At 40.2% G+C, this 20,961-nt stretch carries 16 protein-coding genes and 2 pseudogenes; 11 read left to right on the forward strand and 7 right to left on the reverse strand.

All coding sequences use genetic code 11. The annotated features are described in order from the left end of the window. Nucleotides 1–349: 349 nt before the first annotated feature. The 5 genes and pseudogenes from RMY63_RS33380 to RMY63_RS41985 form a co-directional block, all read left to right on the forward strand. A complete protein-coding gene (locus RMY63_RS33380; RefSeq protein ID WP_322732812.1) occupies nucleotides 350–985 on the forward strand; it encodes a hypothetical protein in 636 nt (211 codons plus the stop codon). A gap of 142 nt (nucleotides 986–1,127) precedes the next feature. Continuing rightward, nucleotides 1,128–3,317 (forward strand): OmpA family protein, encoded by a 2,190-nt coding sequence (locus tag RMY63_RS33385; RefSeq protein ID WP_322732813.1) that lies wholly within the window; start codon nucleotides 1,128–1,130, stop codon nucleotides 3,315–3,317. 50 nt (nucleotides 3,318–3,367) lie between these two features. After that, nucleotides 3,368–3,892 carry a Rab family GTPase gene (locus RMY63_RS33390; protein WP_322732814.1) on the forward strand — a complete coding sequence of 175 codons (525 nt, stop codon included), beginning with the start codon at nucleotides 3,368–3,370 and terminating at the stop codon, nucleotides 3,890–3,892. Nucleotides 3,893–4,350: 458 nt separating this feature from the next. Then, nucleotides 4,351–4,833, forward strand: a pseudogene (locus RMY63_RS41980) (histidine kinase dimerization/phospho-acceptor domain-containing protein); the annotation flags it as partial. Between the two features lie 219 nt (nucleotides 4,834–5,052). Next, a pseudogene (locus RMY63_RS41985) lies at nucleotides 5,053–6,327 on the forward strand (ATP-binding protein); the annotation flags it as partial. Nucleotides 6,328–6,345: 18 nt separating this feature from the next. Here the strand turns inward: RMY63_RS41985 and RMY63_RS33400 are convergent. Further along, the gene (locus RMY63_RS33400) at nucleotides 6,346–6,777 is read right to left on the reverse strand and encodes an anti-sigma regulatory factor (RefSeq protein WP_322732816.1); all 432 of its coding nucleotides are present in this window, start codon (nucleotides 6,775–6,777) and stop codon (nucleotides 6,346–6,348) included. 150 nt (nucleotides 6,778–6,927) lie between these two features. Here RMY63_RS33400 and RMY63_RS33405 point away from each other — a divergent pair, with 150 nt between their 5' ends. Beyond that, nucleotides 6,928–8,115: a SpoIIE family protein phosphatase gene (locus tag RMY63_RS33405; RefSeq protein WP_322732817.1), complete on the forward strand. Its 1,188-nt coding sequence runs from the start codon at nucleotides 6,928–6,930 to the stop codon at nucleotides 8,113–8,115. Between the two features lie 42 nt (nucleotides 8,116–8,157). On the opposite strand, the gene RMY63_RS33410 is transcribed toward RMY63_RS33405, so the two are convergent. From RMY63_RS33410 to RMY63_RS33425, 4 genes are all read right to left on the reverse strand, one after another. After that, the gene (locus tag RMY63_RS33410; RefSeq protein ID WP_322732818.1) at nucleotides 8,158–8,484 is read right to left on the reverse strand and encodes an STAS domain-containing protein; all 327 of its coding nucleotides are present in this window, start codon (nucleotides 8,482–8,484) and stop codon (nucleotides 8,158–8,160) included. An 88-nt stretch (nucleotides 8,485–8,572) separates the two neighbouring features. Continuing rightward, on the reverse strand, nucleotides 8,573–9,286 hold the full coding sequence (locus RMY63_RS33415; protein ID WP_322732819.1) for a PIG-L deacetylase family protein: 714 nt from the start codon (nucleotides 9,284–9,286) through the stop codon (nucleotides 8,573–8,575). 163 nt (nucleotides 9,287–9,449) lie between these two features. After that, on the reverse strand, nucleotides 9,450–11,444 hold the full coding sequence (locus RMY63_RS33420) for a glycosyltransferase family 2 protein (protein ID WP_322732820.1): 1,995 nt from the start codon (nucleotides 11,442–11,444) through the stop codon (nucleotides 9,450–9,452). A gap of 716 nt (nucleotides 11,445–12,160) precedes the next feature. Further along, the gene (locus RMY63_RS33425) at nucleotides 12,161–15,073 is read right to left on the reverse strand and encodes a DUF3131 domain-containing protein (protein WP_322732821.1); all 2,913 of its coding nucleotides are present in this window, start codon (nucleotides 15,071–15,073) and stop codon (nucleotides 12,161–12,163) included. Between the two features lie 372 nt (nucleotides 15,074–15,445). Between RMY63_RS33425 and RMY63_RS33430 the strand changes: the two genes are divergently transcribed. From RMY63_RS33430 to RMY63_RS33445, 4 genes are all read left to right on the forward strand, one after another. Continuing rightward, the gene (locus tag RMY63_RS33430; RefSeq protein ID WP_322732822.1) at nucleotides 15,446–15,997 is read left to right on the forward strand and encodes a hypothetical protein; all 552 of its coding nucleotides are present in this window, start codon (nucleotides 15,446–15,448) and stop codon (nucleotides 15,995–15,997) included. Between the two features lie 60 nt (nucleotides 15,998–16,057). Continuing rightward, the gene (locus tag RMY63_RS33435) at nucleotides 16,058–16,432 is read left to right on the forward strand and encodes a DUF433 domain-containing protein (protein WP_322732823.1); all 375 of its coding nucleotides are present in this window, start codon (nucleotides 16,058–16,060) and stop codon (nucleotides 16,430–16,432) included. Beyond that, nucleotides 16,429–16,824, forward strand: a complete 396-nt coding sequence (locus RMY63_RS33440) for an ACP S-malonyltransferase (protein ID WP_322732824.1) — start codon at nucleotides 16,429–16,431, stop codon at nucleotides 16,822–16,824. Before RMY63_RS33435 ends, RMY63_RS33440 begins: the two co-directional genes overlap by 4 nt. A 527-nt stretch (nucleotides 16,825–17,351) precedes the next feature. After that, nucleotides 17,352–18,635, forward strand: a complete 1,284-nt coding sequence (locus RMY63_RS33445; protein WP_322732825.1) for a hypothetical protein — start codon at nucleotides 17,352–17,354, stop codon at nucleotides 18,633–18,635. Nucleotides 18,636–18,776: 141 nt separating this feature from the next. Here the strand turns inward: RMY63_RS33445 and RMY63_RS33450 are convergent, their stop codons facing one another. Next, nucleotides 18,777–19,451 carry an S-layer homology domain-containing protein gene (locus RMY63_RS33450; RefSeq protein WP_322732829.1) on the reverse strand — a complete coding sequence of 225 codons (675 nt, stop codon included), beginning with the start codon at nucleotides 19,449–19,451 and terminating at the stop codon, nucleotides 18,777–18,779. A 245-nt stretch (nucleotides 19,452–19,696) separates the two neighbouring features. On the opposite strand from RMY63_RS33450, the gene rpiA reads away from it, so the two are divergent. Continuing rightward, nucleotides 19,697–20,407 carry a ribose-5-phosphate isomerase RpiA gene (rpiA, locus tag RMY63_RS33455; protein WP_322732826.1) on the forward strand — a complete coding sequence of 237 codons (711 nt, stop codon included), beginning with the start codon at nucleotides 19,697–19,699 and terminating at the stop codon, nucleotides 20,405–20,407. 284 nt (nucleotides 20,408–20,691) lie between these two features. Here the strand turns inward: rpiA and RMY63_RS33460 are convergent, their stop codons facing one another. Next, nucleotides 20,692–20,874, reverse strand: a complete 183-nt coding sequence (locus RMY63_RS33460; RefSeq protein WP_322732827.1) for a hypothetical protein — start codon at nucleotides 20,872–20,874, stop codon at nucleotides 20,692–20,694. Nucleotides 20,875–20,961: the final 87 nt, after the last annotated feature.

Raw genomic sequence — 20,961 nt, forward strand, 5'->3', positions numbered from 1 at the left:
TCAGTTAAATGCATTACCTCTTATATCAAGTTCGGCAAATCACTTACGATATGTCATTGCGTTGGCGTTAGCCTTCCTGCAGGGTATGTAACGTACTCCTTTCCTACGGAACGCTCCGCGAACAAAGAAGCAAGCTACGCGGCAGCGTCTCGTAGAGAAGTGGAATGTTCGCCTTTAGCGTTCCCGAACGCGAGTGCGTCTTTGTCAGGAGAAGGGTAGCAATTCGCTTGCGTTTTGGGATTGCCGCGCTTCTCCTAGCAAAAACGTTGCGCGAACGTTCGCAATGACACAAGTATTAAGTTGAACATGATATTATTCCAATTGATTCCCGAAAAGCGAGGTTTTCCTAATGAGTCAGATGAGTAGAGACGATGTACGAGAAAGACTTGGCAATATCGATCAGATCCGCGATATTATTCTTGGAACACAGCTAAGAGAGTACGAAAATCGATTTAGCAAACTGGAGTCAGATATATCTCTCCTGCAACAACAGACGCGATTGCATGTCGAGCAACTCAAGTCCAACTTTTCGGCTGAACTAAAAGTGGGGTTTGAGTCGCTGGATAAAAAGCTGAAGTCACTTAACATGGCAACTCAAGAAGAAACTCTTGACTTACGACAACAGGTTGATAGACTTAATAAAAAGTTCTCTAGCAGCGTTCAGTCGCTTGATGAAACCCTAGATAGCCAAACTACCTCGATTCGAAATGAAATCTTTCAAAATAAAGTCCAATTACAAGATGATGTTACCGCATTACGGGATCTGATTTTAGAAGAAATAGATCGACGCTTTTCGCAGTTGACAGACACGAAAGTTTCTAAAGACGATATGGCTGAAACTTTGTTTGCTTTAGGAATGCGTCTGAAAGAAACTGAATTTATTCCTAAATTACGAGAAGCAGCCAATGAACGCAGCGACGAATATACTGCTGTACCGCTTCTAGAAACTACAAAGTTGTCAAAAGTCAGTGTTAACTCACTCTAACAGTACCGCAGAATTACATTCGTAATTAAGTCAAAAGGCAAAGAGAGATGAGGAAAATGAGGGAGATCAGGGAGATGAGGGAGATAATGACTCCTAACTCCTAACTCCTAACTCAGCACTCTTAATCAGCACTCTCAAAAGGATGACTCAGGTGGAAAATTCGGTTCCTCAATCTGTTGAGTTGAAGTCAGAAACAGCTGTGCAGCTTGACAACTTACTGCATTTGCTTATCGATCTCAAAATTATCGAATCACCTGAGCAATCTCCTGTATTACCATCAGAAATTGATAATAGTAATGAGTATGTTCCAGAAGAAACTGAATTACTGCAACTTCCTCCAGTAACATTAGAAGTATATGAAGCTTATTTAGAGTCTGATTTTAATTTGACTCAAGATATATCTAATTACTCACAAACTACTCAAGAAGAATTAGAAGAATCTATTGAAATATTTACAGAATTTGAGGAGAAATTAGAAAATTCAGAGGATGCATTGCAAAAATTACGGGAGATATTAGTCGGATATGAGCTAACAGAAATAAACAATAGTACAGATAAAATCGAACAAAAATTAACAAAAATAGAGCAGCAAATTTACGATCCTAAAGAGCTAATAAATCTATTACTACCGTGGATTGCTGAACTTTTAAGGCTGAAGATTACAGAGTCGAAAGAGGAAATTGTTAAGATAATTGCTCCGATCATTGATGAGACTATCCGCAGTCGCACTGAACAGGATAAAGTTAGCATGGGTACAGCGATCGCACCTGTAATTCCTCTAGCTATTTCCCAACAAATTATTATAGCTCCACAAGAAGTTTCAGATGCGATCGCTCCGGCAATGGGACGAGCCATAAAAAAGCAAATTGAAATTGAGCAGAATATTGTGGTGGATGCACTCTACCCAATTATTGGTAGTACCATAGCCAAATATATGGCAGAGACAATCCGTGCTATTAATCGACAAGTTGAAGAAACCCTCAGTGTTGAAGGCGTTAAACGTAAAATTCGTGCCAAGCTACAGGGAGTTTCGGAAGCAGAATTAATTCTTAAAGAAGCTCTACCATTTACAATTCAAGCTATTTTCTTGATTCATAAAGCATCTGGTTTAGTGATCTCAGATATTCAGCATTCTGATGCAGAGCAGCTAGTAGCTGAAATGGTAGCAGGAATGCTGACAGCAATTCGCAGCTTTGCCAATGATTGCATCAATCAATCTGGAAGCATAACAGAATTAGATGCAATTGAATATGGGACATCCAAAATAATTTTAGAAGTTGCAGGATACTGTTATTTAGCGATAGTTGTACGCGGAGATGCGAACAAAAATTTTATTTTTAAAATGCGGCAAGTCTTTAGTATAATTGTTAAAAAATATGGCGATTTAATTGCAGAATTCGACGGCGATCCTGATTCAATTCCTATTGAAATTCATACACTTCTAGAAGAACTGAAAAATTCAGGTATTCAGAAGAAAAAGAAAACAAAAATATCACCATTACAGATATTAGTCTTAACAGTTATCAGTACCATTATAATTCCTTGGAGTATTTGGCAATACCGTAGTGGAGTTATACATTCCATTGAAAATCAAACTTCGCTGGCTCTAACTTCTGTTCCAGAACTAGCCGTATATCGGCTTACTGTACAAGTAGAACACAATAAATTAAAATTAACAGGACGATTACCTAATCAACTTCTTCGCCAGAAAGCCGAGCAAATTGTCAAAATCACCTCTCCTAATTGGTTGATTGACAATCAAATTTTATTAGTAGAAGTACCAGCAGACCCCGTATTAGCTGCTGCTGAAGTCAAACGAGTCACAGCAGTTTTAAATCAGACTGACGATATAGCAATTTCCGCTCAATACATCGCTGGTAAAGTAGCTGTTGAAGGAACTGTCAACCGAATTGCAGATGCTCAGATTATTACTAATGCATTTGAACAAATTCCCGGCGTAAAATCTGTGTCTAGCGCGGTGCGAGTAGAACCCCCACAGATTGAAGTTCGATTTTACTTTCAACCTAACTCAGCAAGTTTAATGAAAGCAGATTTAGTGTACAAGGTTCAACAGGTCAAGTTTTTCCTCAATCAGCACCCAAATAAGCATTTAAAAATCATTGGTTATAGTGACCTTACTGGCGCGAACAAGTCTCAAAAATTGGCACTGGCGCGAGCAAAGACTGTACAACAAGCACTGATTAAATTAGGTATCGAGTCATCTCGCCTACAGGTCATTGGTAAAACAAATTTACCACCAGGAATTGATGTAACTCAACCCTTGTGGTTAAGCCGCTGTGTCGCTTTAGAAGCGATAAACAAGCAATTTTAAATTTATAATAGCGATGATTTTGATCAAACATTTTATAATTTTTTCCAATTATGTCTACAATATCTAAAAAAATATGCTTATTTGGTGATTTTGGTGTTGGTAAAACTAGTTTGATTCGCCAATTCGTAGAATCTCAGTTTAGTGATAAATATCTTTCAACTGTAGGAGTAAAAATCTCTCGTAAATTGGTTAGTCTTTCAGAAACAAATCTACTTAGCGAACAAAATTTACAGTTAATAATTTGGGATATTGAAGGTAGTAATAAGTTTAAGGCAGTTGCTAAAAATTATTTTCAAGGTTCTAAAGGTGCTGTGATAGTCGGTGATGTGACACAAGCAGAAACGCTCAATCATATCCAGGAGCATATTCAAACTTTTTTAGCTGTTAATCCTAACAGCTATATTGTTGTTGCACTGAACAAATCAGATATGATTGCAGGCGAATATTTAGAAAAAATTCGTCAAATGTATCAATTCAGCAATCAAGCTAATATATTAGACACTTATGTAACTTCAGCTAAAACTGGCAATAATGTTGATAAAATCTTTCAAGCTTTAGCCACTCGTTTAATTTAATTAAGATGAATTTATTTTTAACAAACCTATTATCTGTATGTGGAATTGAATATTTGATAATTGATGAGAACTTCAAGATTCTAGAGATGTCTTTGGAGTTAAATAATTTTGCCGATATTCTTAATGAAGCAAAGCTCGGTCAGGATGTTAGGATTGTATTTCCCGAATTAGAAGGAATTGAAGATGTTTTTGATGCAATTCGACAGGGGGAGCAAGATAATTTTGAATTAAAAGGAATTAGGCGATCGCCAGATACAGCTTCTCCTTTGTATATTGATATTCGTATTATTAATAATTTCCAAGAAGACCATTTTAGCAATCGACTAACCATTGTTGTCGAAGATGCAACAGAACGGATGGTGCTTGAGCAATCTTTGTTTCAAGGTGCAAATGAAGCAAATCTTTTGCTACGTAACTTAAAGGCTTCTAAACAATATATTGACCAAATTGTGACATCAATGGCGGACGCCTTGTTAGTGACAACGCTATCAGGCGAGATCAAAAAAATGAATTATGCCGCACAAATTTTATTGCAATATAACGAAATAGAACTCATCGGTCAACCGATCACAAAAATTATTAGAGAAGTCAATAAGTATCAATTGACAATTGATGATACTGATATATCCCACAGTCAAGACATAAATCCTTTAATAAAAGAAGTAGAAACCGTTTGTTATCCCAAAAGTGGTAAAACAATTCCCATAGCTTTTTCATCCTCAATCGTCAAGACAGAAATTGAACATTTTCAAGGTTATGTTTACATTTTGCGAGACATGACTGAACGAAAGCAGGCAGAACTTGCTAAACAAGAATTCTTAGCGATGATTAGCCATGAAGTTCGGACTCCGATCGCATCGGTAATTGGTATGGCCGGTTTGTTGCAATATACTGAATTGACTGCTGAACAGCAAGACTTTGTTGAAACCATCTACACCAGTGGAAATTCTTTACTCAAAATTATTAACGATTTCCTTGACTTCTCCAAAATACAATCGGGCAACTTAGAACTGGAAGCGGAGCCTTTTGGTTTGCGAAATTGCATTCATGAGGCTCTTTATATGCTTGCGCCTACAGCTAAAGAAAAAAGTTTAAAACTTACATTTTTAGATAGTCCTGAACTTCCTACTAGGATTGTGGGAGATATCACCAGACTGCGCCAAGTCTTGATTAATTTAATCAGTAATGCGATTAAATTTACCGAAACTGGAACCATAGAAATTTCAGTTGTAACCCGCAAGAATAGCGATATTAATCATTCTTTTGCTGCCAATACTGACGAAATTCAGTTTAGTATTAAAGATACAGGCATCGGAATTCCACGCGATCGCCTGGAGCGTTTATTTAAAGCCTTCAGTCAAGTTAACTCGTCCATTACTCGACAATATGGCGGTACTGGCTTAGGTCTTGCCATCTGCAAGCAACTGTGCGAGTTAATGGGTGGCAGAATTTGGGTTGAAAGTGAATTTAATGCAGGTAGTACATTTTACTTTACGATTGCCGCTTCTGTTATTCCAGAAGAGTCAGCAGCAGCCAGTGTGGTCTTCTCCCAACAGCAGATACCAAAAGCGATCGAGTCTCCCCAAGTGGAGCAACAGGCGCTCAAGAGTCAGGAGTTATTCAGCCTCCCCGCATCTTCTCCGTCTCCTGACTTACATAAATTAAGAATTCTTTTAACTGAAGATAATCTGGTGAATCAGAAAATAGCCTTGAACCAACTCAAAAGTCTGGGCTACAGTGCTGATATCGCTAATAATGGGAAAGAAGCGTTGCAGCTATTAGAAAAAATTCCCTATGATTTGATTCTAATGGATTGCCAAATGCCAGTTCTTGACGGTTTGGAAACCACAAAACAAATTCATCGTTGGCAAGAAAGCAGCTTTGCTAGTGGTCGTCGTCCTGTAGTAATTGCGATGACAGCTAATGCGATGAAACAAGACAAACAAATGTGTTTAGATGCTGGAATGGACGACTATTTGAGCAAGCCAGTAATCAAAGAAAAATTGGCTGCGACGCTAGAGTATTGGGGAAATGTGATATTCAGAGCAAAAGAAACAGCTGCCACAGAGCAGACAGTTTCTACAACAGATGTCGCTTCAGTTGACCTCCCAATTGATTGGGAACGCTTGCATCAACTTTCAGAAAATAACCCAGAATTTGAATTGGAGCTACTACAAATATTTGTTGAAGATATTCAACCTCGTTTAGAAACCATTAAAATCGCGATCGCAGCTCATGACTTTGAGCAACTAGCACTCCAAGTCCATCAAATTAAAGGTGCTAGTGCCAATATGGGAGTTACAACCATGCATCTAGCAGCAGAAAAACTAGAACAATTAGCGATCAACCAAGAGCCTCAAGGTACTACTAACTTAATCCTAGAGTTAGAAGAGTTTATTAAACGTATCCAAGAGTTTTTAATCAGTAGTAAGTAGTCACTATCTCCCCACTCCCTACTCCGATCGTTCTTTGTAAGATTTACTAATAAATAAACAGTAACGATTATCTACTGTCGGCTCATAGCTCAATTTGTCGGCAATGGCGGACATGATTTTTAAACCCCGCCCACGCTCTTGCTCGTTATCCTCAAATTCAGATGTTTGGCGCAACTGCTCTTCTAAGTCAAATGGTTCACCTTGAGACCAAATGCGAATTTCTATGTATTCATCTAACCGCACAGCCTCGATCTCAATCGGAGTTTCAATAGGTAAATTTTTGTGGGCATGTTCAACAATGTTAGTAAAGCCTTCCATCATCAGCGTTTGACATTGCCACCAAATTTGTTTATTGAGAATAGGTGGTTGATTCATCTGCTCGAACCAAGACAAAACTTGAGGTGAAGCTGTCAGGTCTGTATTGACTTTGAGATAAATTTTATGATTCACTTTTTAACTAAGAAAATATTTTGAAATCATCATATTCGTTAATTAGTTTATTTAATTTGAGTATTTTTACTATACATTAAAAACTAAATTGCATATAACTTAAATTAAAGCAACTATTTATCGAACATTTTACTTAGAAAACTGTAATTTATGTTTAAAATTCTGGTTATTGATGATGACCCGACAGTACGAGCAGTACTGAAAAGCACACTCCAAAGACAGGGTTATGAGACTACTGTAGCCAGCAACGGCGAAGAAGGAATTAGACAAGCACAACTGCTACATCCGGCCCTGATTATCTGTGACTGGATGATGTCCCAAGTAGATGGGCTAGAAGTGTGTCGTCGAATTAGAACAGATCCACAGTTAGCAACTACTTTTTTTATTCTATTGACGGCTAGGGGAGCAGCTCGAGGAGAGGAGGAAGATAGAGTTAGAGGACTAGATGCGGGAGCGGATGAGTTTATCTCTAAACCGATAGAAATGAATGAATTGAAAGCACGAGTAAGAGCAGGACTAAGGTTACACCAGCTAAATCAGGATTTACAAAGTCAAAAGCAAGCTTTGGAGACACTAAATCAGGATTTGCAAACTCAAAAGCAAATTTTGGAAGCAGAATTGGCTGAGGCCGCTGATTATGTGCGATCGCTTTTACCCTCACCGCTTGTCGGAGCAGTAACTACAGAAAATCTGTTTATTCCCTCAGCCCAGCTAGGAGGCGATTGCTTTGACCATCATTGGATTGACGAGGATCATTTGGCAATTTATTTGTTAGATGTATCTGGTCATGGGGTAGGTTCTGCCCTCCTATCGGTATCCGTGCTGAATGTTTTGCGATCGCAATCTCTACCAAACACTAACTTTTCTCAACCAAGTGAAGTCCTAAAAGCCCTCAATCATGCCTTCCAAATGACCAAGCACGGTGATAAATACTTTACAATCTGGTATGGAGTTTATCACCGCCTGAAACGTCAACTCATTTATGCCAATGCCGGACATCCACCAGCTTTACTGTTATCTAATACCTCCACGAACACCATCGAAGTTAAACAGCTAACTTCTTTAGATTTACCAATTGGCTTTTTGCCGGAAGTTAAATTTGAAGATGCTGTTTTCGAGGTCGAAGAAAACAGCACTTTATACATCTTTAGTGATGGTGCTTATGAAATTAATCAGTCAGATGGTAAAATTTGGGGAATCGATGCATTCATTGACTTACTAACCAAATATAGTCAGAATACCTGTAACCTCAATCAACTTTTAGCAAAGATTCTCACCTTAAATACTCAAGATAATCTTGATGATGACTTATCTTTAGTAAAAGTGAACTTTGGTTAGAATAGTCAATTATGCATAGTTAAGTTTGGATTGGATAATAGCTTATTGCGTTGCCAAGATTTGGCGATGAAATTCATCTTTGTCAGCAAATGTTTGAAAAATCCTATCCATTTTAGTCAGTTCAAACAACATCCTGACTTGATCGCTGATCGAACAAACAAACAGTTTAGCGTTAGCAGTTCGTACCATTTGCATTGCTGATACTAAAGCACCTAAGCCAGAGCTATCAATAAACTTTACTTCTTTCATATCGATCAACAAAATATCGGCTCCGTTTGCTAGCATACCGCTAACTTCACGACGTAATTCGTTACCTCTAATCCCATCTAAAATTCCAGATAATTCTAGTACTTTTACACTCAAATTCATGGTTTTATTTTCCGATTGTTTGGCTTGAAAACTATGTAGTTATATTTTGGCATTGACCTAATTAAACCGCAATAGATAAAATCTGCAATTAGCTTTGTTTTAATACTTGCTGATTACTATTATTTGCTATAGCGGTAAAAAAGCTAGCATCAACCCATTGCCGAGAAATTTCAAAAGCTTCAAAATAGCCGTCTTTTTGACCTAACTCTCGTGCCCAAAAGCGAGACAGAACAAGTATGGCATCAAGTTGCATAAATGTTTTGTTTAACTCCGATTCATAACAACCGATCGCTGCAACTTTTTCCTCAATTACAGAGGTGATATCTACAAAAAAGTTGGGTTCAAAACCCCGCAAAAAAACAGGTGGTGCTGAATACCACAAGGGTATATTTTTGCGGGTAGCAACATTAGAAACTGCGATCGCACACACTTCATGATCTCTATGCCCATATTTTTCAGGTTGTGGTGCGTGAGTAATAATCAGATCCGGTTGCCAACGCCCAAGAGCTTCTTCAGTAACTTTAATCACTGCTTGTGTGGAGAAATTGCACTCCTCAAGTGCATGAAACTCGTAAGTTGCACCGATGATTTTACCAGCTGCATCTGCTTCTTGATGACGTGTACCCTTCACAGGCGAACTAGAAAGACCGCCATCAGTCAAAATTAAGCAACGAACATTCCATCCTGCTTGAGACATCAGACTGAGAGTACCAGCAGCAGGTAAAACTTCATCATCAGCATGAGCATAGATTGTTAAGACATTTCGCTGACCAAAATTTTTTGAGTCTGAATGAGTGTTCATAGCTGTTTTCTTTCTAGACTGGATTTACTAGTTAAGAGTTAGGAGTTAGAAGTTATGAGTTAGGAATTAAAAATTATCTTCTTTGTCCTTCTTCTTTGAAGTTCTAAGCGCCGATTTCTGGCACTTAGAATTCTCTCCTTGTCCCCCTTGTTCCCTCTACCTCTCAGACCTCTTTTGGAGGCTGCCAAACAGATGCACGGATGATACCTGACAAAAGTAACAAGTTATAAATAGCCCATGCACCATTGAGTAGGTGAACCAAAGGATTATTTAGATTGCCAATTGCAAAGCGGTAAAGGCTCCATAATATTCCTAGAATAGTGAGGACACAAATAATCAGTTGGGGCCAAACCAATTGGAGATAAGTTCCAGATTGCCGCTGCTTAGGTGTTACTTGGAATTTGAGGCTACCCCCAAAAAACACACTTAATACGGCTTGAATGAATAAGGGAAATAAGGCGATCGCATATTGTTCAGCTCGCCAAACTTCTCTAGCAGGAATGCCCCAAGTAGCGGTGATAAAAGTTAAACGGTTGATAATAAAAGCCGGGAAAAAGTGTAGGGCAAAATCAGGTCCGTAGGTTTTAACTGGAACGATATCTGTGAAGAAATAGATGATTGGGCAACAAATAAAAACAACAGTCGCAAAACCAGAAAAATAGCTATACATTGTCTTAAAGTAATGCAATCGTTGCCAAAACGTTAGCCCTGGTTTTGCCAATGGATTTTCTCTCATTAGCACTTGGATAGTACCTTGTGCCCAACGTAGTCGCTGTTTCAGGGTAGATTTTAAGTCATCTGGTGCTAAACCTTCTGCTAAAAGTTCATGATGATAAACAGATTTCCAGCCAGCACCATGCAGACGCATGGCTGTATTCATATCTTCGGTAATACTATTACTGGATACACCACCAACTAATTGAAATTCATCTAAACGTTTTTCATTTTTGGCATACTCATCAGCAAAATATTGCAGCCCAACACTAATCAGTGCTTCACGCCTTAATACTGCATCTGTACCTGTATAGAAGGCGGCATTCATGCCATCTTTACCCTGTTGGAGTGGGCCATAAAATAAATGTGCTTGATGCCCAAACGGATCGCCTGGAGGAATGTTGTAAAAATCCTGGGGTGTCTGTACAAAAGCAATTTGATTCTGCTCATATTTCCCTGTTAAAAGATTATAGGTGGAGAAATAAGGCAGAACTCGCTTGAGAAATTGTGGTCTGGGAATGTGGTCAGCATCTAGGGTAAGAATAAACTGTCCTGAAGTTTCCCCAGAAAAAATCGCGTAATTGAGATTACCCGCTTTAGCGTGGTGGGGTACACCAGCTGGTTTGGGACGAGCAATGTAGCGAAAACGAGCGAGTTCAACTAGTTCCAGTTCTTTCTTGCAAATAGCTTCTTCTAAGGCTTTCCGTTCGATAATTAGGCGATCGCGTAGCGTTTTTGCAGGAGAATCGCTTATACTTTGATGAGCTGGAGGTAACCAAAGTATAAGCGATCGCAAACTTTGCACAAATCCAGCCGCAGGCTGGTTCACCACTAATTCTGATGATGTTTGCAGCCATTGTTCGGCAGTTTGAGTATTAGGTGTCAGATTTTCCAGCTGCTTCAAGCGCTCCAACAAACTAGAATGTTCTGCATCAATCCGTTCCGCTTCTAGTTGTAATTGTGGTGAGAGCAAATCTTCAATACACAATCTTTCTGTCATCGCTCGCATATCAGCCGAGTTACCATCATCCAGCACATAAACGCGTAACTTTGTTGGTGGGTAATCCATTGCTAGAGCGGCTTTGGCAGTTTCTTCGACAATTTCTGTTGGCTCGTTGTAGCAAGTGACAAATACATCCACTGTTGGCCAGTCGGCTTTGGGTAGAGGTGGGGTCATCTGGTCGAGAGACTTAATTTGTCTGATTAAAGGTCGCCACAACCCAATTACAAACATTACACCACCGAAATAGCTGTAAATCTCTGCTATCAGCAAAGGAATCGAGATCCACAGGGCATCAAAATTGATGGAATGGGTGACGCGCCATTGCAAATACCAGATACCAAAAATTAAATTGATTTCTGCCAGGTAGCGAAATAACAGCGTTCTTTTTTTGAGTATTGAGCGGCTGTTACCAGAAAAGTTTGTAAGAGAAATTGAAGTCATTTTAGTACCGATAGTTAATGTATCTGCATTCCCATCAAAATAAGTATTCCCTAGTTAGATTTGTGGCTAACAAATTTTTCTTGATCAACCCAAAATTAGCGTTGCTCTATTGAACTACGTCTCTACAAGGATTTTGGTATTACTAGGATTTATGCAAAATTACACACTGTAGTAGCGTGACCGGGCTAAAATAGTGCAATAGAAAATGTTCGTAGTTGTGCTTTAGCGCTAAACAAAGCTAAAATCTATCGCAACATTTAAGACTTGACACGCCAGTAGGGGCAATTTATTAATCATTTGGTGTCAACTTAAGCTGAAATCTTTTGACTGTATGAGTTTTGCCCTCATCCCCAGCCCCTCTCTCTCCCAAAATTGGAAGAGGGGAGCAAATTCTCTACTTTATACCAATTTGAAAAAAGAATGTGACAGATACATACGGACATACCTTTGTTCTGTCTGGCTTTCTTAATGCGTGAATTTTGAATTTTGAATTGGTATTAGTTCCCCTTCTCCAATATGGGAGAAGGGGTTAGGGCGTGTTTTCAAACTACTGGTTTAGCCCTCTAACTTTTTAGATCCCCCTAAATCCCCCGATAAATTGGGGGACTTTAAGAGACTCTTAGCCCCCCTTTTTAAGGGGGGTTGGGGGGATCTAAGACTTTGAAAACACGCCCAAGGGGATGAGGGCAACCCTAGAACACAGGGTTTCAGTTATCTTATTTTGTGCCAGTTACTAGGTGAGTCTTTTCACTATCTGAAACCCAGTAACTTCCAGAACTATCAGAAGTTAACTTGGTTTGTTGTGTGGCGCTGTTTGGTAGACCTCGCCCAGAATCTCCCTTGGTAACTGTCTGCCACCAAAGAGAGTTCATAGTGGTAATCGGACGAATTAAGGGTTGTCGATTTGTCACATTGTATAGCAAGGATTGCAAAATCATACTGTTGGTGCTGCTGGTGAAACCAACTGCTGTTTTGCCGGTGGTTTCATAGAAGCCCTCATAAAATCCAACTAATGGATTATATAAGTCAGTCGTTCCTTCCTGTAACTGTTGACTATACTTATTGTCTGGAAGCAGGGCATTATAGGCAAAAGCTACTGCTGTACTTACCAATCGCCCTTTTGGTACTGGTTGACCGTCATCTCCTAAAGCTACCCAAGACTTCCCTTGTCCAGTAATTGTACTGTGGACAGTGTAAGGTTTACGATCGATCAAGGTGGTGGCTGAGGCTGTGAGAGTGCCGGTGCGACGGTAACGTTCAGCTTGTGCTTGAAAAATTGGTTCAAAGAGCGATCGCATTTTTGGATCTAGTCCAAACTCCAATCCATAGAGTACAAAAGGATTGCTAACTGTGTATTGGTTAACTTTGGAATTAGTATCTGTGCGATGGCGTTGAATTGGGACTTTCAATCCCTCCACTGAGGCAGTTTGATATTCACCCCCAACAGCAGAACGAGCGAGATTAAACCCCCATAATTGAAAAGCACGAGCGGCATATTCCTCATAACCCAAGCGGGTTTCGGGGTTAACGCGGGTCAGATATCGCCCATCTTGTTCTTTGGTAACGGTGGCACTAGAAAGAATACCTTCGCGCACCACACGCAAGTATGACCAATCCAAGACAATTTTATCTACGGCAGCCGTGTATTCTGGATGACAGCTTTTTAAGTTGTAAAGTGCTGCCAGCATTCTACCTAAATCTAAAGCTGACCAACCGTTTCCTTCTGAAACTGGATTTCCACCATAATCGACTGGTTGGAGAGTTCTGGTATCATAACCTCGACTCGGCAATTCCCCAGCAAACAACGGTAACTTTGTCAAGGCTGCTAAGAGATGGCGGGTGCGCTGGTCAAATTCTTTAGGGGTAATTGTATCGAGCGATCGCGCTGCGTGGAGTGCAGCAAGATAATCTCCCAATCCCCAGAGGGTTGCACCTTTGAAATCACTGCGATCGTCTATCAGCCCACTCTTGGAGTGATAATTTGCTTGAAAGTATCGCCAAGCCGCCTCTGCATAGCGCCGTTCAACAGGCGTCAGTGGTCGAGCTAGTTTCAGGTTAGATGATGACTGGGGACTATCTACTGGTGGAATAGGTGCAACGGTCACTTCTATAGGTTTAGAAGTATCCGCAGAGGTTGCGATCGGAGTAGTAACAGTAGAATTCGGTTGATTTGCAGGTGTTGCACTAGAAGCATTTTCACTCGGCTTACCAGTAGAATTCGGTTGATTTGAGGGTGTTGCACTAGAAGCATTTTCACTCGGCTTACCAGTAGAATTCGGTTGATTTGAGGGTGTTGCACTAGAAGCATTTTCACTCGGCTTACCAGTAGACACACTCGCAGAAGTAGAAGCAATTAACGGGTGATTTCCCCTAGCTTTGTAGTATAAAATCTCCAAAATTAACCCATTAGTATTACCTGTCAAAGCTTTGTTGGGTTGTTTTGATTCTTCATAGATACCAGCATAGTAACCACTATCATCAGGACTGCGGAGATCCTTGACTGCATCAAAAACTTTTTGGGCATAAGCATTATCTGGAAACAGATAGCGCCAGCCAAAAGCAGCTTTTGTACTGATGCTGCGAAACTGGGGATAAGGTTGATTGGCATCGGTAATAGTTGCCCAATTTGCACCGTTGGCGTAAACGGTGTTGTAGAGAAAATAAGGTGCTTGGTCGATATTATCTTCTGTTACCGCAGTTAACTGACCTGTGGTATCAAAACGCCGTTTTTGCACATCTAAAACCCTGGCAGCAAAATCAGCTAACTCACCTTGCAAGCCAAATTCAATTCCATCAAGGATATAAGACTCACTCACAACGTAATTATTAGCGTTGGTACTTTGAAAGTCACGGCTATCAACCGGAATTTGTACACCATTAATTTCAACTAGCTTAAACGGTTCTAAAGCAATAGCCTTGGGTGCTGAGAAACCCCAAAGTTGATAACCCCTAGCGCCGTATTCTTCGTAGCCGAGTCGTCCTTCTTGCACTAGTAAGGTTTTTTTGTCAGGGAGAACAGTAGCACCAAAAAGTTGTCCATCTTTGAGCGATCGCGCCACCTGCCACTTCGCTACAATTCCTTTGAGCCACTCATTATATTGAGGATGACAGGTACGGATGACATCAAACGCAGCCAGTATTCGCCCAACATCCAAAGCAGACCAACCAATACCCTGTTCTAGTGGATTGTTGCCATAATCAACCATCTGCGCGGTGGCTGCGTTATAGACTTTATTGGGCAAAGCATCTTCAAATAACTTCAAGCTGTTGAGAGTTGTCAAAAACTTATTGAGGCGGGAATCAAAATCTGCTTGATCGGTAAGATTCAACCATCGTGCAGCATTCAATGCCATCAGGTAGTTACCCATATCCCAGAGTGTACCTGAAGGATAACCCCCTGTAGAATTGGTAAATCCCGTTGCTGGCTGATAATTTTTGACAAAATACTGCCAAGCAGCACGAGCATAAGTTTGTTCTTCAGATGTGAGCGGGGTTGTAATATTGCTACAGCTATTGGAATTTTGAGATAAGACTGGTGTCGGGATGTAAAACAAAAATTGCAGAAATGTTCCAATTAGGAACAATGCAACCCATCTCAACAGCTTTTGTTGACGGGGTTTGTATATCATAATGTCAAGAAAGAGTTAACAGCGTCGATGTAATTCGTAATTGATAATTCGTAATTCGTAGTTACAATCAGTCGGGGCTTCTACTCTCCGCTGATTGGCGTTTTTCCATAGTTTGATATCCAGAAAAAATCTGCATAGTATCTGACTACAGGATGATAGTCGTAAAAATTCTGAATATCAGGGTGGATTATACGTAAATTTTATATATTTTTTTCTAAATGGGGTCTGTATACGCAAACAGTTTGTATATTTCCCAAAAAAGAAATGTTATGGAGAAAGTTTCTCCGATAAATTAAGTAAATACACGGGCAAAGTTGAGTGTGTTTTCCATTATGTTGATAACAGTTCTGTATATTATTAAGTAAGTACGATATGGCTAATGACAAGACGCTTTTTGAGCAAGGAATAGCATTTTTGCAAAATAATCCTGTCGTAGCAGGAATCATGTTGATTGCTGTTGTTGTCACTGGTCTAGCAACGTTTACAAATGCAATTAGAGATTTAGGAAAAATACTGAGTAGGCTTGTGATATCTTTTACAGTAGTTGTTGGTTCTGAAGATAAGCCAACTCGCCTGTCATCCGAGCAAATCAGAAAGCTGCTTGTGGGTAAAGTTGAATATGGAAAACTTATTGAGCCTACAATTCCAGAAATGGAAGGTAATTTAGGCACTTGGTACGATGCATATTACTATAGCGATGGAACAATGCTCTATCGTCGCACAGCCTCCGAGTTTAATACTGAAAAGTGGGTTTGGTCTTTGGATGATAGAGGAAGTTTGTGCAGAGGGACATCTAATGAACAGATGGTCTGTCGGAGCATAGAGTCTATTGGTGAAAACTGGTATCAGGCAGTTGGTTTTAGAACAGGAACAGTTCGATGTAGATTTCAACTTAAGTCTGGTAAGCCAAATGATCTTGTGTAGCCTAATTCATAACTTTTTCATAGGGTAATATGAAGTTAGTTTTAGAGAAGCATTGAGATTATGACTCTGGCATCAAATGGGCAAGCAGCTATTATTCGCACAGAACGCGGACTGACGATCGCCGGAACACGTATCACTTTGTATGACGTGATGGATTATGTGACAGAACAGTATCCACCTAAGTTTATCCGAGGCTTGTTCGATCTGACAGAAGAACAAATTAATGCTGCCCTAGCTTATATTGAGACAAATCGTGCCGATGTTGAAGCTGAGTATCAAATAGTTCTCAAGTCAGCTGAAGAGCTTCAGCAGTACTATGAAGAGAAAAATCGTGATCTCATTGCCCGGATTGCCCTAAAGCCTCCAAAGCCTGGAACTGAAGCGGCTTGGGAAAAACTTCAGGCAGCTAGGGCAAAGCGTGAATCTAAAGCATGATTTTTTTGATCGACCACAATCTCAAAGGACATGCACTGGTTTTCTTTGGTGCGATCGCTAGTCAAGGTTGGCTTGATACTGTATCGATTCAATTTGTCACATTTGCTCAGATGGAGTTGTCAATCAATAGTGATGACAGGGTAGTTTGGCGAGTAGCTCAGGAAAACCAGATGATTTTGCTCACAGCCAATCGTAGTATGAAAGGGAAGGATTCACTAGAGCAAGTCATGCGTGAAGAAAACACTGCAATATCTTTGCCTGTGATTACGATTGGAAATAGCGATCGACTGCTAAATGATTCCAAATATCGTGAACGGTGCGTTGAACGTTTGATTGAGATTGTGCTTAATATTGACGACTATAGAGGTTCGATGCGGATTTTTATTCCGTAAAGAGTTACCAATAATTTGCACCCCCTACGAATTATTAGGAGATTAAGCTAGGCTTGTTTTCGTAGGATGATTCTTGTATTTCAGGGCGGGCGAGACGCCCTGAAATACAAGGGACGGGCTTTTCGGCCCATCCCACAAAACTAGCAAAATCATCCCGCAAATATGCAACGCCAAAAAAAGACTTGGCGATCGCTTTAGTCAATAACGCTCAACTATTTCCACCGCAGAGATGCCACCTCTGCTAATCTGTCGGCTAGTACTGTAGAAAGTCAAGATAGCGAAAATGGAATCTGGTGCGATCGCAGCTAAGATACTCCAAATTATTTTTAAACTAAACCGTTTAGTTTAAAATAGTTATTAGTGAATTTTTGACTTAATAATGACTTATAACTTCTTGAGAAGTTACGATAAAATCACAATCGAATTTCAATTGAGACATTTCCTTTTAGGCAAATAAAAGCATCAAACAGCAATGCCTCTTTTGTCGAATTTCACCAATTTATAGTAAATCTCACTTACCAAATCCCATGCCAAATCGTCATTATCCTCCCGCCTACTTACGCTATCTCAAAGCCAGGTTATGGAATCTAGGGCGGCCTGGTTTTTGGGGAACTGCGATTTTTTTATCTGTAGTTGGGCTAGCAACCTGGGAATACTGGTCAAACCCAGATATTTTCGTTTATAAGCAAAAAAAACCAGTCGTTTTACAAAAGTCTGCTGATTCTTCCCTATCAGAAGAAAACAAAGCTATTGCAGCAGATATTGATAACCTACCAGTTTTATTTAATGACTTTGAGCAAGCAACTCCCTCATTAACCGCAAATGCGCCTGAAGAAAAGACTGAGGCAAAAAAGAGCAAAGGCTTATTAGATGATGTAATTAACAAACAAAAGTCTGCTAATAATACCAAATTAAATCCTGGTTTAGGTGTTAACGGCGACACCTCCCCAGCCTTGAAAAATCCTTTTGTCGTCCAAACAGACAATTTATTGCGTACTGGAACAGTTGATAGTAGTAACCAGTTTCTAGGTCTTAAAACCTTAAATGCGGCGTCTGAACCAACAGGGGCAGACCAAACATCCTCTAGCCTGGGTGTTGGATTCACTAATCAAACCAATAAAAATCAAAATTCTCTCTCTATCAACCCTCTGCAAGCAGCGCTTAATCAATCGACAAATCAGAAATTGTCTGACTTCAATGGTACCACTGCAACTCAGACAAATGCTTCAGGTCAAGTCTTTGCTCCAGGAACAACGCTAATGCCACCCATCAACAGCTTAACCAGTCAGAATTCTTTACCAAACACTGGGTTAACTGCTGGGACAGGCAACACGTCAACGGGTACGAACTTACCACAAAATACCTACCCACAAAATCCCTACACTAATTTAAATAACGGTCAAGTAGCGCCTAATAATGGGTTAACTACGGGTACGAACTTACCGCAAAATCCCTACAATAATTTAAATAACGGTCAAGTAGTGCCTAACGTAGCACCAAGTAATACTGTACCTTACTCTAGCCAAAGTCCGAGTCAAAGTGTTGTCACACCCACAAATCCTGTGGTGTATGGGAATTATGGTTTACAGCAGCCGATTATGCAACCACCACAATCTAATTATGGAAATTATGGCTTGCAACAACCAACCCAATTACCACAATCTAATTATGGGAATTATGGCTTGCAGCAACCGACCCAACCACCACAATCTAATTATGGAAATAATGTGTCGCAGCAACCAACACAGTCTAATTCCTTATATCTTCTTCGCCAACTTCGAGACAAGTATAGAAGTCCGGGTCAAAACTGATTTGGAGTACGTTGGCTAGAAAAAGTCTATAGGACTCATATTTGATTTTTGCGAAGCTAGGTACACCTTTATTCCTTCTTCCCAGTCCCCAGTCCCTAGTCTCTACGAGTAATTCACGCCCATCAAATCGGATTGCTATAGTTAAGGTGATTGTGGGCTATTTGGAATCATCGGAACTTCTGGTGTTTCGGGTTGTTGCTGTTGTCGTTGCAAATATTTACTCAATACATAAGCCATATCCCCACGGGTTACGGGTTTTAATGGAGAAATATTGCCTTGAGCATCTGTATTCAGAAATCCCTCAGTAGCGACTGTAGCGATCGCTTTTCTAGCCCAAGTTGGGATAGATTTTTCATCTGGATGTGAAGCCAGAATCTCATTCACAGCAGCATCGGGAAACTGAAATACACCATAAGCCTGGGCGAAAATAGCCAGAGCTTCTGCCCTTGTCACCTTTTGGTTAGGGAAGAATTCATTGCCTCGATAACCTTTCATGATGTCAGTTTTTAAGACTGTCTGTATATCATTAAATGCCCAATAAGAACGAGGAACATCTGGAATAGTTAAATTTTCTTTGGTAACAGCTTCTCTTTTATCTAGGCGAAATGCTTTTACCATAATCGAGGCTAATTCTGCCCGACTCACTAACCTTTCAGGATAAAATTTGCCATCGGGAAAATTTGTCATCCATTTGACAGCAGTTACTTGTTGAATGGAATCAGCTGGTATTCCAGAAGTAGATTCTGGTACTTGAGCAATTGCTGGCAAGCTTTGTAGTAGTGCCATTAAAGATAGAGTAATTGAAAGCTGACGCATCATGATAAGCACTTTTAACTGCTAACGTGAATTTAAAAAACTACGTTACTGAGGTTAACGCAAAATTTAATCTTACGTTAATGACGAATTTGGGCTAGGCAATGTTGCTCCCGCTACGTAGTGCATTAGCTGGTTTTGATCATCAAGGGAGTAGAAATCAGCAAAAACTTGTTTTTTCCCTTTGATATTTTGGCGTTATCCGCCCACTACTATGGACTATAGTCAGTTTTTCAGGAGTTTTGGGAATGACAGCAGCAGCAGATCCCGTAAAGTTGATGAAGCAAGAAGTTGGCAAAGCCGCCGCCGCCCTAGTCAAGTCGGGTTCCATTGTCGGGTTGGGTACGGGGTCAACTACAGCATATACGATTCAGTTTTTGGGCGATCGCCTCAAGTCTGGTGAACTCAAAGATATCATTGGTATACCTACCTCGTTTCAGTCAGAAGTGCTGGCGAAGCAGTATGGTGTTCCTCTCGCCACCTTAGATGCTATTGACCGCATCGATATTGCCATTGATGGCGCAGATGAAGTCGATCCGCAGAAGAATTTGATTAAAGGCGGTGGTGCAGCACATACCCGCGAAAAAGTCGTAGACTACCTAGCAGAACAGTTCATCGTTGTGGTAGACAGTGGCAAGTTAGTAGACCGCTTAGGTTCTACTTTCGCTGTACCTGTGGAAGTGATTCCAATGGCAATTACTCCTGTTACCAATGCCATCAAAAAACTCGGTGGTAAACCAGAACTCCGCATGGGTGTAAAAAAAGCTGGGCCAGTAATCACTGACCAAGGGAACTTTGTCTTAGATGTCAGATTTGACTCTATTGAAGATCCAGTTAGCCTAGAAAAAACATTGAATAACATTCCTGGCGTCCTGGAAAATGGTATCTTCGTTAACTGTGTCGATTTAGTTTTAATTGGTGAAGTCAAAGATGGTCAGCCATTAGTGCGGCAACTGTAATAATTTTAGATTTTGGATTTTAGATTTTAGAGACATCTAAAATCCAAAATTAAGTAAGATTCTAGTGAGTTGAAACAGAAATTTGAAACCAGTGTGTTACGCGATCATTTAATATGATGTCCGGGTAATTAACCATAATAACCGGAACCCCACCCCGCAAAAGCTGCGCTTTAGCTCCCCTCCTCGCTTGCGGGGAGGGGTTGGGGGTGGGGTTCTTTTATTATGGGTGATTTGGCGGACATGATATAACTTTGAAGACAGTCGCTACAGACTAGAATTTAGCGCTAGACGATGACGTTAGTACCAACTACCAGATTTGTAGCCGTGAAATTATCCAAAGTCACCAAGACGTACAAAGAAGAAAGATTACCAAGGACTTCAACTAGTGTAGAAGTACCCGATTGCACAAACTGTAGATAACCATCTGAGATGGGATTACTGCTACTGTAGCCTCTACTCTTAAACAAGTCAGTAAGGATTAATTTATCCTCGCTTTTATTAAACAGGACTTACGCAACTGGCACAGGGCGATCGCAAATTGGTAGTACCAATGT

Source organism: Nostoc sp. ChiQUE01b (genome assembly GCF_034531255.1).
GTDB lineage: Bacteria > Cyanobacteriota > Cyanobacteriia > Cyanobacteriales > Nostocaceae > Nostoc.